Source organism: Pseudomonas sp. NFACC04-2, assembly GCF_900119265.1.
In the GTDB taxonomy this organism is placed as follows: Bacteria; Pseudomonadota; Gammaproteobacteria; order Pseudomonadales; family Pseudomonadaceae; genus Aquipseudomonas; species Aquipseudomonas fluorescens_AA.
This window is the reverse complement of sequence record NZ_FPJC01000019.1, coordinates 21,519-36,718: the sequence shown is the minus strand read 5'-3', so window position 1 is coordinate 36,718 and position 15,200 is coordinate 21,519. Positions and strand designations below refer to the sequence as shown.

General features: G+C 63.2%; 12 protein-coding genes and 3 pseudogenes. All 15 read left to right on the top strand.

The window, feature by feature from the left end; genetic code table 11:
• Positions 1–49 precede the first annotated feature (49 nt).
• The 15 genes and pseudogenes from cbiE (at position 50) to urtD (ending at position 15,124) form a co-directional block, all read left to right on the top strand.
• Positions 50–1,261, top strand: a complete 1,212-nt coding sequence (cbiE, locus tag BT125_RS21850; RefSeq protein WP_072410238.1) for a precorrin-6y C5,15-methyltransferase (decarboxylating) subunit CbiE — start codon at positions 50–52, stop codon at positions 1,259–1,261.
• Positions 1,254–2,351, top strand: coding sequence for a cobalt-precorrin-5B (C(1))-methyltransferase (locus tag BT125_RS21845; RefSeq protein ID WP_072410236.1), 1,098 nt, complete (start codon positions 1,254–1,256; stop codon positions 2,349–2,351). Before cbiE ends, BT125_RS21845 begins: the two co-directional genes overlap by 8 nt.
• Positions 2,348–3,070 (top strand): cobalt-precorrin-6A reductase, encoded by a 723-nt coding sequence (locus BT125_RS21840; RefSeq protein WP_072410234.1) that lies wholly within the window; start codon positions 2,348–2,350, stop codon positions 3,068–3,070. The genes BT125_RS21845 and BT125_RS21840 overlap by 4 nt, the downstream gene beginning before the upstream one ends.
• Positions 3,071–3,450: 380 nt before the next feature.
• Positions 3,451–3,812 (top strand): annotated as a pseudogene (locus tag BT125_RS21835) (DUF6124 family protein).
• 77 nt (positions 3,813–3,889) lie between these two features.
• Positions 3,890–4,045: pseudogene (locus BT125_RS29740) on the top strand (transcriptional regulator); the annotation flags it as partial.
• 193 nt (positions 4,046–4,238) lie between these two features.
• A pseudogene (locus tag BT125_RS21825) lies at positions 4,239–4,433 on the top strand (DNA-binding protein); the annotation flags it as partial.
• A 366-nt stretch (positions 4,434–4,799) separates the two neighbouring features.
• Positions 4,800–5,198 carry a DUF2946 domain-containing protein gene (locus tag BT125_RS21820; protein WP_072410230.1) on the top strand — a complete coding sequence of 133 codons (399 nt, stop codon included), beginning with the start codon at positions 4,800–4,802 and terminating at the stop codon, positions 5,196–5,198.
• Between the two features lie 46 nt (positions 5,199–5,244).
• A complete protein-coding gene (locus tag BT125_RS21815) occupies positions 5,245–5,724 on the top strand; it encodes a copper chaperone PCu(A)C (protein WP_072410229.1) in 480 nt (159 codons plus the stop codon).
• 12 nt (positions 5,725–5,736) lie between these two features.
• Positions 5,737–6,186 carry a DUF2946 domain-containing protein gene (locus BT125_RS21810; RefSeq protein ID WP_072410227.1) on the top strand — a complete coding sequence of 150 codons (450 nt, stop codon included), beginning with the start codon at positions 5,737–5,739 and terminating at the stop codon, positions 6,184–6,186.
• A gap of 81 nt (positions 6,187–6,267) precedes the next feature.
• The gene (locus tag BT125_RS21805; protein WP_072410224.1) at positions 6,268–8,394 is read left to right on the top strand and encodes a TonB-dependent copper receptor; all 2,127 of its coding nucleotides are present in this window, start codon (positions 6,268–6,270) and stop codon (positions 8,392–8,394) included.
• Positions 8,395–8,585: 191 nt separating this feature from the next.
• Complete coding sequence (locus BT125_RS21800) at positions 8,586–9,965, top strand: PepSY-associated TM helix domain-containing protein (RefSeq protein ID WP_072410222.1); 1,380 nt, start codon at positions 8,586–8,588, stop codon at positions 9,963–9,965.
• Positions 9,966–10,258: 293 nt separating this feature from the next.
• Entirely contained in the window at positions 10,259–11,524 is a 1,266-nt protein-coding gene (urtA, locus tag BT125_RS21795; RefSeq protein WP_025211599.1) for an urea ABC transporter substrate-binding protein, read from the top strand.
• 161 nt (positions 11,525–11,685) lie between these two features.
• A complete protein-coding gene (urtB, locus tag BT125_RS21790) occupies positions 11,686–13,188 on the top strand; it encodes an urea ABC transporter permease subunit UrtB (protein ID WP_072410220.1) in 1,503 nt (500 codons plus the stop codon).
• Positions 13,188–14,264: an urea ABC transporter permease subunit UrtC gene (gene urtC, locus BT125_RS21785; RefSeq protein WP_072410218.1), complete on the top strand. Its 1,077-nt coding sequence runs from the start codon at positions 13,188–13,190 to the stop codon at positions 14,262–14,264. The genes urtB and urtC overlap by 1 nt, the downstream gene beginning before the upstream one ends.
• Entirely contained in the window at positions 14,264–15,124 is an 861-nt protein-coding gene (gene urtD, locus BT125_RS21780) for an urea ABC transporter ATP-binding protein UrtD (protein ID WP_060739376.1), read from the top strand. The genes urtC and urtD overlap by 1 nt, the downstream gene beginning before the upstream one ends.
• Positions 15,125–15,200: the final 76 nt, after the last annotated feature.

Genomic DNA, 15,200 nt, shown 5'->3' with positions numbered 1-15,200 from the left:
GCGGCGGCAACACGCCTGTCGATCAACCCCATTCATTCGAGGAACAAAGATGACCCCCTGGCTGACCGTAGTGGGCATCGGTGAAGAAGGCTTCAAGGGCCTGGGCCGAACGGCTCGCCATGCCTTGCTGCGGGCATCGCACATTGTTGGCAGCGCTCGCCAGTTGGCGCTGTTGCCGGTGTGCATCCGCGGCGAACGGGAATTGTGGCCCAGCCCGTTCTCCCTGGAACCGCTGCTGGCGCGACGGGGCGAGTCGGTGTGTGTATTGGCCAGCGGCGACCCGATGTTCTACGGCGTGGGCGCCAGCCTGGCGAAACAGCTGCCGAGCGATCAGATGCTGGTCATCCCCGCGCCCTCCTCTTGTTCGTTGGCCGCGGCGCGCATGGGCTGGCCGTTGCAGGACGTGGTCACGCTGTCGCTGGTGGCGCGTCCCCTGGCGGCGCTCAATGGGCATTTATCCACAGGCGTCAGGCTGTTGCTGCTGAGCAATGACCGTCACAGCCCTGCCGCCGTGGCGACGTTGCTGCGCGAGCGGGGGTTCGGCCCAAGCGCCATGACCGTACTGGAGCATCTGGGAGGTGCGGCAGAACGACGTATCGACGGTAGCGCCGCGCAATGGTCCGATGACACCGTCGCCGACCTGAACCTGATCGCCGTCGAATGCCGGGCCGAACCGTCGACACCGCGACTGTCACGCTTGGCCGGTTTGCCGGACAGCGCGTTCGAGCATGACGGCCAGTTGACCAAACGCGACGTGCGCGCCATCACCCTCGCCCGCCTCGCCCCGACCCCCGGCGAGTTGCTCTGGGACGTCGGCGCCGGCAGCGGCTCCATCGGCATCGAATGGATGCGCACCCACCCCAGTTGCCGAGCCCTGGCCATCGAAGCCGACGAAGGCCGGCAAGGCTTGATCGAACGCAACCGCGACACCCTCGGCGTGCCCGGCCTGCAACTGATTCGCGGCAGCGCCCCGCAGGCGCTGGACAACCTGGAGCGTCCGGACGCAGTGTTCATCGGTGGCGGCGTCACCCGCGAAGGCGTGCTCGACGCCTGCTGGGCCCAACTCAAGCCCGGCGGTCGGCTGGTCGCCAACGCCGTGACCCTGCAAAGCGAAATGACCCTGATGCACTGGCGTGAACGTCACGGCGGTGAGCTGACCCGCATCCACATCGCCCAGGCCCAGCCGTTGGGCGAATTCGACACCTGGCGCCAGGCCTTGCCGATTACCTTGCTGGACCTGACGAAACCTCTCGATGCGTGACGAAACCGCCGAACAACCCGCCCCCCTGCGCAGCGGCCTGACCACCGGCAGTTGCGCCACGGCCACCAGCCTGGCGGCGGCCCGTCTGCTGCTGCGCGGCACCGAAGCCGACGCCGTGGAAATCGTACTGCCCAAGGGCAAGCAGGTGCAGATGCGCCTGGAGTTCTGTCGCCTGACCGAACAAGGCGCCGAGGCCGGGACGATCAAGGACGCCGGCGATGACCCGGACGTGACCCACGGTGCCCTGCTGTTTTCCCAGGTACGCCTGATCGCCGAACCCGGCGTGCGTTTCGTCGCCGGTCGCGGCGTAGGCACGGTGACACGACCGGGGTTGGTGCTGGGTGTCGGTGAGCCGGCGATCAACCCGGTGCCACGCAAAATGATCAACGATCACCTGGGTCGCCTGGCCGAGGAAAGCGGTTATACCGGTGGTTTCGAAGTCACGGTCAATGTCGAGGACGGCGAAGCCCTGGCGCTGAAAACCATGAACCCGCGACTGGGCATCCTCGGCGGCCTGTCGATCCTCGGCACCAGCGGCATCGTCCGGCCATTCTCCTGCGCGGCCTATATCGCCTCGATCCACCAGGGCATCGACGTGGCGAAGACCAACGGTTACCTGCACATCGCCGCCTGCACCGGCAATGCCAGCGAAGACACCATGCGCCGGGTCTACGACTTGCCGGAAATCGCCCTGATCGAAATGGGCGACTTCGTCGGCGCCGTGCTCAAGCATGTGCGCAAGGTGCCGGTGGAAAAACTCAGCCTCTGCGGCGGCTTTGGCAAGATCAGCAAACTCGCCGCCGGCCACATGGACCTGCACAGCCGCCACTCGAGCATCGACCTGCCGCAATTGGCCGAATGGGCGGCCGCCATCGGTGCCGATGAGGTTTTGCAGCAGAGCATCCGAGACGCCAACACCAGCCAACAGGCCCTGGCGATGGCCAGCGCCGCCGGCGTCGCCCTCGGCAATGCGGTGTGCGAGCACGCGTTGGCCTTCGCTCGCAGTGTGGTGCCGGCCCAGGTCCAGGTCGAAGTCTTCGCCATCGACCGCCAGGGTGGGATCGTCGGTCACGCCGGAAGCTTCCAATGAAACGCATCCTGCTGCTCGGTGGTGTCACCGAAGCCCTGGCCATCGCCCGCACCCTGGGCCCCGATCACCTCTACAGCCTGGCGGGCATCGGTCGCGTCCCCACCGACCTCACCTGCCAGGTCCGCGTCGGCGGCTACGGCGGTGCCGAAGGCCTGGCGCAATTCATTCGCGACCAAGGCATCGCCCTGCTGCTGAACGCCACACACCCCTACGCCGCGCAAATCAGCCACAACGCCGCCCACGCAGCGCGCGCCTGCGGCATTCCCTGCTGGGCCCTGCGCCGTCCGGCCTGGCAGCCCCAGGCCGGGGATGACTGGCGCGAAGTGGCCGATTGGGCTGAACTGATCCAAGCCCTGCAACCCTTCCACCGCCCGCTGTTCACCCTCGGCCGCGAACCGCTGCAACACCTGCACGAAATTCCGCCAGAGCAATTCTGGACCCTGCGCGCCCTGGACGTTTACCCCGGCAATGAACGCTGCGAAGTCATCGGCGCCCGCGGGCCGTTCCACATCGAAGGCGAGCGCGAGCTGTTCGAACGCCGACGGATCGATGTGCTGATCAGCAAGAACAGCGGGAGCACGGCCACTGAGCCGAAGCTGGAAGTAGCCAGGGAGCTTGGGCTGCCGGTGCTGGTGTTGAAGCGGCCGGTGTTGCCGGTTGTTGATCGGGAGTTTGGGACAGTGGGTGAGGTTTTGTTGGCGTTGCGGGACCCGATCTAAGGCCGTTTTTGTCGCGATGTTTAGAAACTCCGAACAGCCCTACAATTTCGTCCGTCAGAACTTCGGCACCTGGCTACATTGTCTTGCGCCGCTACCTACAACTACGCCAGAATCCGCTGGCTTGTGCGCTTTGGGATCCCTCGGTAACTTGGTCCCCGTCACTGCCCATCAGTGATCGGGTTTAGTCGCCCGTGGTCTTCAGCGGGTTCATAAGCTCCGTCCAGTCAGGTAGTCATTCCTGCACTCGATGGTGGTTGCGCGCAGGGCGCCCTCGGGCGCGCCGGTATTGCTGGACTCCCCGGTCGACTAACCTGCGTACAGCCGCCGCCCTTCGTTTAGTCGCGAAACCGTTGCGGCTCCATAACATGGAGTTTCCAGCAATGTTCAAGATCACACCGAATCCACCAACCAAGAAGACCAAACTTCCCGCCCCCAATCGGACAACGCTCAAAAGCTCGACGAAGCAGCAGCCACACGCGCCTTGGATTACTACCTCAAGCCGCCAGCTGACAAAGAAGCTCGCGACACGCCCGACACCCTTTTCATCATCGCACCTGACGTCGATGCCGAATGCCTGCTCGCCAACCTCAGCGAAACCCTGGCTTCAGCCAATGCAATAGTCAGTGATCTGCTGTTCGACCTGAATGGCTCCCGACGCCATATTGCGCTGGCAGTCCAGCAGATGATCGAGCTGGGTCAATTGTTGGCGAATCGGGCGTTGGATGTCGTGGAAAAACGATAAAAAACACCGGGCTTGATCAGCATCGACTGATCAAGCCCGGCCCCTTTGTGGTTCTGTCATTTATTAAAAGGTAACGCGTGGCCCTCACACGAAGCTACAAACATACGATTGCCGAACGCGCGGGGCATGATCCTGAGTTCGCGCAGATTCTGATGGATGAAGCCGTAGTCCTGTTTTTGAACGGGGAGCAGGAGATGGCGAGGATGATCCTTCGCTTTCTCTTCAATCCCACCTGAACGCCCTGTGGCGAGGGAGCTTGCTCCCGCTGGACTGCGTAGCAGTCCCAAGAAGATGAGCACCCTACTGCTGACACACCACAGTTGCAGTTTTTGGGGCCGCTTCGCGCCCCAGCGGGAGCAAGCTCCCTCGCCACAGGGTTTCAGGTGCCAGGCAGGTGGCGGATAAAGTCCGCAACGAGAGTCAAGCATGATCAAAAAATTCTCACGCTTCGATGCAGCCACTTATCTCAAAACGCCGGAGGAAATGAAGGCATATCTGGACGCTTGCTTCGAAGAGGACAACGGCGACGGTGTGTTGATTCGAGCGGCCCTTAACGACATCGCCCGGGCGGAACGCATGACACGAATGGTCTACGATTCCAATCTCGAACAACCGAATATCGACTGATCGAGAATCCCTGTGGCGAGGGAGCTTGCTCCCGCTGGACTGCGTAGCAGTCCCAAGAGGATGAGTACCCTATTGCTGACACACCACAGTTGCAGTTTGGGGCCGCTTCGCGCCCCAGCGGGAGCAAGCTCCCTCGCCACGGAGGTTTCATGTGCCGTTCGCAAAACGCTGTATCAGGTTCCAAGGCCTCTTCACGCCATAGCAGGAGTAAGCTTGCGCGCCGCACCAGTACGCACCCGACAATCTATTGCTACTGTTAACCCAAGCCCTGCGACCCTACACCGCACGTGGCCTTTTTACTTCTACCCCACGATCAGGCTAAATACCGCCACCTGATCGCCCAACCGAGCGGATTGCCCCATGTCCCGACAACGGCTTGCATTTGCCTGGATCGCCTGCTTCGCAGTGCTGTTCAACATGCTTGCCATGCCGCTTTCCAACAGCGGTGGCGCGACTGCCAGTTCGCCAGCCGAGCAACTGCTGTGGGGCAGTTTCTGCTCGTCCAGCGGCACGAAAATGGTCGCGATTTCCCTGGGCACGCTCGAACAGGGCACGCCACAGAAAGACACTCACTCGACGATGCAGCATTGCTGGTGCTGCGCCGGCACCGCGTCGCTGGTGGCACTCACCGGCCATACCCCGCAACTTTACCTGGATGCCCAACTCGATCATCGCGGCATCGCCCAATCGAAACTCGATAACCCCACGCCCCGCCAGCAGTGGCCAAGCCTCAATCCCCGCGCCTCGCCCCTGGTCTGATTCTTTCCGCATACACCTGCGCCCTGAATCGTTCCGGAGAATCGCCATGTTGAACAGACTTATCCTGCTGGCCGCCCTGCTGCTTCCCGTCGGCTTTGCCCAAGCTCACCAGTACAAGGCAGGCGATCTTGAAATCGCCCACCCGTGGTCTCAAGAGTTGCCGCCCAATGCGCCTACCGTGGCCGCGTATTTCGTCATCCACAACGGCGGCACCAGCGCCGACAAGCTGCTCAGTGTCGACTCGCCCATCGCCGGCAAGGCCGAGCTCCATGAGCATGTGATGCAAAACGACCTGATGAAAATGCAACCGGTATCCGACGTCGATATCGCCCCGGGTGCGACTGTCACTTTCGCGCCAATGGCCTATCACGTGATGCTGCTGGATTTAAATGACCGCAGCCTGCTCAGCGACGGGAAGCGCTTCCCCATGACCCTGCATTTCGAGAAAGCGGGGGATGTCACGGTCGACGTCGCGGTGCAGAAAAAAGCGCCCGACGGCACCAAGACACACATGCACGCCCAGTAGACGTCGCCGCCCATGCACGCCCTTCGCGCCAGGCCATCCATGCCCCGCCGTCAGCCCATGAGCCTGACACGCGGCAGCTGGATCAGCCTGTTCGCCATGCTGATGATCTTTATCGGTCCGCTGATTTCCCAGTCGATGCCGATGGATCAGCGCATGCCTGCGAGCATGAACATGAGCATGTCGATGGACATGAGCATGGACATGCCGGCGGGAGCCCACGCCGAACACGAGGCCTCAACCGACGAACACTGCCCGCCCCAGCGCGAGCACCACGCACTGTGGGAAAAGTGTGGCTATTGCAGCCTGCTGTTCAACTGTCCGGCGCTGACTGGCAGCCAGGGCTTCGCCACCTTTGAAACACCACTGGCCAACACCTACACCGCCCCCTCCCCGCGCCTGGGCCATGCCCGCACCGCATTCTTCCCGGGTGCTCGCACCCGCGCACCGCCCCTCGACGCGTAAGCCGACACTCCACTCATCGGTCGTACAAGACAGCTCCAGGCTGCCCGACCGTGTCGTCTACGTTTGTTCGATGGAATCATCATGTCCAGGTTTTCTGCTGGCATCGCGTTGGGCTCTGCCCAGGTTCGCTGCCCCCTGAACGAGCCACCGGTTCGTTTGCGCCAAACCATAGCCGCCCTGTGCGGCCTGCTGCTCACGCCTCTCGCGCTGGCCGACGAGCACGAGCATCACGACCATCAGGTCGACGAACTGAGCCCGACGGTCATTACCGCCATCGCCCCCAGTTCGCCCCTGACCGTCGTCACCAACCCCAAGGACCCGCGCCAACCGGTGCCGGCCAGTGATGGCGGCGACTACCTCAAGACCATTCCGGGCTTTGCCCTGGTGCGCAACGGCGGCACCAATGGCGACCCGGTGCTGCGTGGCATGTTCGGCTCGCGACTGAACATCCTCACCAACGGCAGCATGTTGTTGGGTGCTTGCCCAGGCCGGATGGACGCGCCCACCTCCTATATCTCGCCGGAAACCTACGACACGCTCACCGTCATCAAAGGCCCGCAAACCGTGCTCTGGGGCCCCGGCGCCTCGGCCGGGACCGTGCTGTTCGAGCGCGAGCCGGAACAGTTCGGCGAGCTGGGCACCAGGGTCAACGCCAGTGTGCTGGCCGGCTCCAACGGCCGTTTCGACAAAGTGGTGGATGCCGCCGCCGGTGGCCCGCTGGGCTATGTACGGGTGATCGGCAACACCGCCCATTCGGACGACTACCGCGACGGCAACAACGACACCGTGCCGTCGCGCTATGACAAGTGGAATGGCGACGTCACCCTTGGCTGGACGCCGGACGCCGACACTTTGCTGGAGTTGACGGCCGGCAAGGGCGACGGTGAAGCGCGCTACGCCGGACGCGGCATGGACGGCTCACAGTTCAAGCGCGAAAGCCTCGGGCTGCGTTTCGAGCGCTCGAACATCGGCGAGGTGCTGGACAAGGTCGAGGCCCAGGTCTACTACAACTATGCCGACCATGTGATGGACAATTACACGCTGCGCACGCCGTCCGGCACCGGGATGATGGCCGGGCCCATGGCTTCCAACGTCGACCGCCGCACCCTGGGCGCGCGCATCAAGGCCACCTGGCGCTGGGCCGATGTGCAATTGATCAGCGGCCTGGACGCCCAGACCAACGAACATCGCCAACGCAGCAGCATGGGCGTCGACACCTACAAGAACCTGCCGTACACCAAGGACGCCGACTTCCACAATTACGGCGTCTTCAGCGAATTGACCTGGTATGCCGCCGACCGCGACCGAGTGATCACCGGCGCCCGGCTCGACCGGGCCTCGGCCAAGGACTATCGCCAAAGCATCGGTTCCGGTATGTCGGCCCGCCCCAACCCCACCGCCGACGACACTCGCGCCGACACGCTGCCCAGCGGTTTCGTTCGCTACGAGCACGACCTGGACGACAGCCCCGCCACCCTCTACGCAGGCGTCGGTCACGCGCAACGCTTCCCGGATTACTGGGAGCTGTTCTCGCCGGACGCCGGTCCCAGCGGGTCGCTGAATGCCTTCGATTCGATCAAGCCGGAGAAAACCACCCAGCTCGACTTCGGCCTGCAGTACAAGACCGAAACCCTCGAAGCCTGGGCGTCGGGTTATGTCGGCCAGGTACGCGACTACATCCTCTTCGACTACACCCCCGGCATGATGGGCAGCACCTCCCGGGCCGAGAACATCAATGCGCGGATCATGGGCGGTGAATTGGGTGCGGCCTACAAGCTGAGCGAGCGCTGGAAAGCCGATGCCACCCTCGCCTACGCCTGGGGCAAGAACAGCAGCGACGGCAGCGCCCTGGCGCAAATGCCGCCTCTGGACGCACGACTGGGCCTGACCTACAGCGAAGACCGCTGGAGTGCCGGCGCCCTGTGGCGGGTGGTGGCGGCGCAACACCGTGTCGATGAAAACAAGGGCAACGTGGTGGGCAAGGACTACGGCAAAAGCTCGGGCTTCGGCGTGTTCTCGCTCAACGGTGCCTATCGCATCAATCAACACTGGAAGGTCAGCAGCGGTGTCGACAACCTGTTCGGCAAAGCCTACGCCGAACACTTGAACCTGGCCGGCAACGCCGGGTTCGGCTACCCGGCGAGCGACCCGCAGGCCATCAACGAACCGGGGCGCACGCTCTGGACCAAGGTGGACATGAGTTTCTAACCGGCACCGGAGATCTGTCAGCAAGAACACAAACTGTGGGAGCGGGCTTGCTCGCGATGGCGAAGGTACATTCAACATCGATGCAAGCTGAACCATTGCTATTGCGAGCAAGCTCGCTCCCACAGGGTTCGATTCCACCTGGACTGACGGCACAACATAACAACCCAATTTGCCCTGCGGAGCGCTTTGCAATGAGCCAACCGAAACCGAATTTCTACAACCTGGCCTGGCGCTGGCATTTTTATGCCGGGCTGTTCGTGGCGCCGTTCATGGTGATGCTGGCCCTGACCGGCATCATCTATCTGTTCAAACCGCAACTCGATCCACTGATGTACGGCAGCCTGTTGAACGTGCCGGCCGGGCATCACACCCTGGCGGCAGACGACCTGCTCAAGCAGGTCCGCCAGGCCTACCCCGAAGGCCAGGTCAAACAGTACCTGCCACCGGTCAACGCCGAACGCAGCGCGCAGTTCGTGGTGATCGACCAGGGCCGGGAACTGAATGTGTTCATCGACCCATACCACGGCGACATCCTTGGCGAACAGGATGCGAAGAACAACCTGCAAGCCATGGCCCGGGCGATCCACGGCGAATTGCTGATCGGCACCGTCGGTGACCGATTGGTGGAAATGGCCGCCGGTTGGGGCGTGGTGCTGGTGGTCTCCGGCCTGTACCTGTGGTGGCCGCGCGGACAATCATCGGCCGGTGTGCTGTGGCCGCGCTGGAGCGCGCGCGGGCGCTTGTTCTGGCGTGACCTGCATGTCGTCGTCGGTTTCTGGGGCGCGGCATTCCTGCTGGTGATGCTGCTCAGCGGCATGACCTGGACCGGCTTCTGGGGCAAGCAATACGCCAACCTCTGGAACCGCTTCCCGGCGGCGATGTGGAATGACGTGCCCAAGTCCGACGTCGAGGCCGGCAGCCTCAACAACGCCCACCGCCAGACCGTGCCTTGGGCCATGGAAAATACGCCGATACCGATGTCCGGCGACCATGCCGAGCACATGGGCCACGGTGGCACGCACGAAGGCCCCGCCGCCCCGACCGTCAGTCTGCAAGCGGTGCAGGATATCGCCACCGAACGCCAGGTCACGCCCGGCTATAGCATCACGTTGCCCACCACGGCCAGCGGCGTGTTCACCGTCGCCGTGTTCGCCGATGACCCACGCCACGACGCCACCCTGCACGTGGACCAGTACACCGGCAAGGTCCTGGCCGACGTGCGCTGGGAGCACTACAGCATCGTGGCCCGCGCCACCGAAACCGGGGTGATGCTGCACGAAGGCAAGATGTTCGGCCCGGTGAACCAGATCCTCGTGCTGCTGGTTTGCCTGATGATCCTGCTCAGCGCCGTGAGTGGCCTGGTGATCTGGTGGAAGCGCCGGCCCCAGGGCAAGTTCGGCGTGCCGCCGCTGCGCCACGACTTGCCGACCTGGAAAACCGGGGTCTTCATCATGCTGGCCCTGGCGCTGGTGTTCCCGTTGGTGGGGGCTTCACTGGTGGTGGTGTGGCTGTTGGACCGGCTGGTTACCCGGTTCAATCGCCAGCCTGAGGCGGCTTCATCTTCAAGCTGAGACAGTGCACTAACGGAAGGCGGCGCGAACGTTCTACTATCGCGCTCGCCCTCCAAGCTGCATACAGATCAATTGTGGGATCTTCAGTGGCCGCGATCAAGACGCCCCAATGTGGCGCACCAGGTCGCACCAGCCACCGCATGACGAGCACTCATGGTGCGCCACCCTGTCCAACCCCTGCGCCTTCCCCTTGTTTCAAAGCCTTTCTCCGACCGGGCACACCCCTTGCAAAAGCGCTTTCAGCGTTTGCATCTGCCCTCGAAAAAAACTCATAAGTCCATGGAGATCGCACAATGAAGCGTCGTAGCTTGATCAAGGCTTTTACACTCTCGGCAAGCATTGCCGCGATGGGCATGGCCTGGACCGTCCAGGCCGCCGAGACCATCAAGGTCGGCATCCTGCATTCGTTGTCCGGCACCATGGCGATCTCCGAGACGTCCCTCAAGGACATGGCGCTGATGACCATCGACGAGATCAACGCCAAGGGTGGTGTGAACGGCAAGAAGCTTGAAGCGGTGGTCGTGGACCCGGCGTCGAACTGGCCGCTGTTCGCCGAGAAGGGCCGGCAGTTGCTGACCCAGGACAAGGTCGCCGTGGTGTTCGGCTGCTGGACCTCGGTGTCGCGTAAATCCGTGTTGCCGGTGTTCGAAGAACTCAACGGCCTGCTGTTCTACCCGGTGCAATACGAAGGCGAAGAGATGTCGCCGAACGTGTTCTACACCGGCGCGGCACCAAACCAGCAGGCGATTCCGGCGGTGGAATACCTGATGAGCGAAGAAGGCGGCAGCGCCAAGCGCTACTTCCTGCTGGGCACCGACTACGTCTACCCGCGCACCACCAACAAAATCCTGCGCTCGTTCCTGCACTCCAAAGGGGTGGCAGACAAGGACATCGAAGAGGTCTACACCCCGTTCGGCCACAGCGACTACCAGACCATCGTGGCCAACATCAAGAAATTCTCGGCCGGGGGCAAGACTGCGGTCATCTCCACGGTCAACGGCGACTCCAACGTGCCGTTCTATAAAGAACTGGCGAACCAGGGCCTGAAAGCCACCGACGTACCGGTCGTGGCCTTCTCGGTGGGCGAAGAAGAACTGCGCGGCATCGACACCAAGCCGCTGGTGGGCAACCTGGCGGCGTGGAACTACTTCGAATCCGTGGATAACCCAGCGAACAAGAAATTCGTCGATTCCTGGAAAGCCTATGCCAAGGCCAAGAACCTGCCGGGCGCCGACAAAGCGGTGACCAACGACCCGATGGAAGCCACCTACGTCGGCATCCACATGTGGGCGCAAGCGGTCGAGAAAGCCAAGTCCACCGACGTCGACAAAGTCCGCGAAGCCCTGGCCGGCCAGACCTTCGCCGCACCGTCGGGCTACACCCTGACCATGGACAAGACCAACCACCACCTGCACAAGCCGGTGATGATCGGCGAGATCCAGGCCGACGGTCAGTTCAACGTGGTCTGGCAGACCGAAGGCCCGATCCGCGCGCAACCGTGGAGCCCGTTCATCGCCGGCAACGACAAGAAGCCTGACTATGCGGTGAAGAGCAACTGAGCCCATGGGTGTCGGCCCCAATCCCCGGGCCGACACACACCCCCTGTGGGAGCGGGCTTGCTCGCGAATGCGGACTCATGTTCAACATTTGAGTCGCCTGACACACCGCATTCGCGAGCAAGCCCGCTCCCACAAAAGAAAGTTTGCGCAAGGCCTAGCATATGCCCACCGCCCTTTACCGCCTCATCCTCGCCCTGGTGCTGCTGTTGCCACTGGAGGCCCACGCCGGCGACGCCGAAGACTTCGTCGCCGCCAACCCGACCCAACAGGCCAAACTCCTGGAAACCTGGGCCGCGCAGCCGGAGCCTGAGCGTGTCGAACTGATCAACGCCCTGCAACAAGGCCAGTTGATCGTCGACGGCCAGCCAAAAATCCTGCGCCTGAACAACCGCTTGCGCGGGCTGATCGAAACCGCCCTGGCCAGCCATCAACTGCTCGCCGTCGATGCCCGCGTACGCCTGGCCGCCGCGCAACAGCTGCAAAAAAGTGCCCGCCCGGCGCAACTGGCGTTTCTCGATCGGCAACTGGCCGGTGAGCAGGACGAAGACGTACACGCCGCCCTGAGCCTGGCCCTGGCGAACCTGCAACTGGTGGACACCAACCCGAACGTGCGCCTGGCCGCCGTCCGCCTGCTAGGGGAAACCGGCGATCCACTGGCCCGCACTCGCCTGGAAGGCCTGCTCGAACCCGGCGTCGAAACCGACGCCGCCGTGCGCACCGCCGCTGAAACCAGCCTCGGCCAGGTCAAGCGCAAACTCCTGGTGGGCGAGTTGCTGGGCCAGGCCTTCAGCGGCATGTCCCTGGGCTCGATCCTGCTGCTCGCCGCCCTCGGCCTGGCGATTACCTTTGGCCTGCTGGGGGTGATCAACATGGCCCACGGCGAGATGCTCATGCTGGGGGCCTATTCCACTTATGTGGTGCAACTGCTGTTCCAGCGCTTCGCCCCGAACGCCATCGAGTTCTATCCACTGATCGCCCTGCCGGTGGCGTTTTTCATCACCGCGGCCATCGGCATGGCCCTGGAGCGCACGGTGATTCGCCACCTCTACGGGCGGCCGCTGGAAACCCTGCTCGCCACCTGGGGCATCAGCCTGATGCTGATCCAACTGGTGCGCCTGGTGTTCGGTGCGCAGAACGTCGAAGTCGCCAACCCAGCCTGGCTCTCGGGCGGGATCCAGGTGTTGCCGAACCTGGTGCTGCCGTACAACCGCATCGTGATCATCGCCTTCGCCTTGTTCGTGGTGGTGCTGACCTGGCTGCTGCTGAACAAGACGCGCCTGGGCCTGAACGTGCGCGCCGTAACGCAGAACCGCAACATGGCCGCCTGCTGCGGCGTGCCCACCGGCCGCGTGGACATGCTCGCCTTCGGCCTCGGCTCGGGCATCGCCGGGCTCGGAGGCGTGGCCCTGAGCCAGATCGGCAACGTCGGCCCGGACCTGGGCCAGAGCTACATCATCGACTCGTTCCTGGTGGTGGTGCTCGGTGGTGTCGGTCAGTTGGCCGGCAGTGTGTTCGCCGCGTTCGGCCTGGGCATCGCCAACAAGATCCTCGAACCGCAGATCGGCGCCGTGCTCGGCAAGATCCTGATCCTCGCGCTGATCATTCTGTTCATCCAGAAGCGTCCGCAAGGCCTCTTCGCGCTCAAAGGACGGGTAATCGACTGATGAACCAGCCCCTGATGCTCACGGCCACGCAAAAGGCCGGTCCCAAAGTCACCCTCGCCGTCGGCGCGCTGATTCTGGCCGTGCTGCTGAGCCTGCCATTGCTGTCCCTGCTGGCGGCGGACAATCCGCTGCACGTCTCGGCCTACACCCTGACCCTGGTGGGCAAGATTCTCTGCTACGCCATCGTCGCCCTGGCACTGGACCTGGTCTGGGGTTACGCCGGCTTGCTCTCCCTGGGCCACGGCCTGTTCTTCGCCCTGGGCGGCTACGCCATGGGCATGTACTTGATGCGCCAGGCCGCCGGGGACGGCTTGCCGGCGTTCATGACCTTCCTGTCGTGGACCGAGTTGCCTTGGTACTGGGCCGGCACTGACAGTTTCCTCTGGGCGATGTGCCTGGTGGTGCTGGCGCCGGGGTTGCTGGCGCTGGTGTTCGGCTTCTTCGCCTTCCGCTCACGGATCAAGGGCGTGTATTTCTCGATCATGACCCAAGCCCTGACCTTCGCCGGGATGCTCCTGTTTTTCCGCAACGAAACCGGGTTTGGCGGCAACAACGGCTTCACCAATTTCCGCACGATCCTGGGCTTCGGCATCACCGAGCCCGGCACCCGGGCGGTGCTGTTTTTCGCCACGGTGTTGCTGCTGGTGGCGAGCCTGTTCATCGGCTGGCGCCTGGCCCGCAGCAAGTTCGGCCGGGTACTGACCGCCCTGCGCGATGCGGAAAACCGCCTGATGTTCTGCGGTTACGATCCCCGTGGTTTCAAGCTGTTCGTCTGGGTGTTGAGCGCGGTGTTGTGCGGCCTGGCCGGAGCGTTGTACGTGCCGCAGGTGGGCATTATCAACCCCAGCGAAATGTCGCCGACCAACTCCATCGAGGCCGCCGTGTGGGTCGCCCTTGGCGGACGCGGCACGTTGATCGGGCCGTTGCTGGGCGCCGGGGTCGTGAACGGCATGAAGAGCTGGTTCACCGTGGCGTTTCCTGAATATTGGCTGTTCTTCCTCGGCGCCCTGTTCATCGTCGTGACCCTGTATCTGCCCAAGGGTGTGATCGGGCTGCTGAAGAAAAGGAGCGAATGATGCGAATCACACCTACGGCGGATTTCATGCTCGAACCCATCCTGGAGCCCAACAAGGACCAAGGCAGCAGCCGCGACGCCATCGGCCTCGGCCAGGCAGCCGGCGTGGGCCTGAACACCCGCCACGGCACCATCCTGACCCTGGAAGACATCAGCGTCAGTTTCGATGGTTTCAAGGCCCTGAACGATTTGAACCTGTACATCGGCGTCGGCGAATTGCGCTGCATCATCGGCCCCAACGGCGCCGGCAAGACCACGCTGATGGACGTGATCACCGGCAAGACCCGGCCCAGCCACGGCAAGGCCTGGTTCGGCGAGACCCTGGACCTGACGAGCATGAGCGAAGTGCAGATCGCCCAGGCCGGCATCGGGCGCAAGTTCCAGAAGCCTACGGTATTCGAAGCCCTGAGCGTGTTCGAGAACCTGGAGCTGGCACTCAAGACCGACAAATCGGTGTGGGCCAGCCTGCGGGCAAGACTCACTGGCGAGCAGCACGACCGTATCGACGAAGTGCTCGAGACCATCCGCCTTACTACGTCGGTCAACCGCGCCGCCGGGTTGCTGTCCCACGGGCAGAAGCAGTTCCTGGAGATCGGCATGCTGCTGGTGCAAGACCCGCAATTGCTGTTGCTCGACGAACCGGTGGCGGGCATGACCGACGCCGAGACCGAGTTCACCGCCGAGCTGTTCAAGTCCCTGGCGGGCAAGCATTCGCTGATGGTGGTGGAACACGACATGGGCTTCGTCGGCGCGATCGCCGACCACGTCACCGTGCTGCACCAGGGCAGCGTGCTGGCCGAAGGGTCGCTGGAACAGGTGCAGGACAATGAGCGGGTGATCGAGGTGTATCTCGGTCGCTGATCGCTTTTATGTGGGAGCGAGCTTGCTCGCGATAGCCATTGAACATTCACCTTCAAGGTTGGCTGAGCCACCGCTA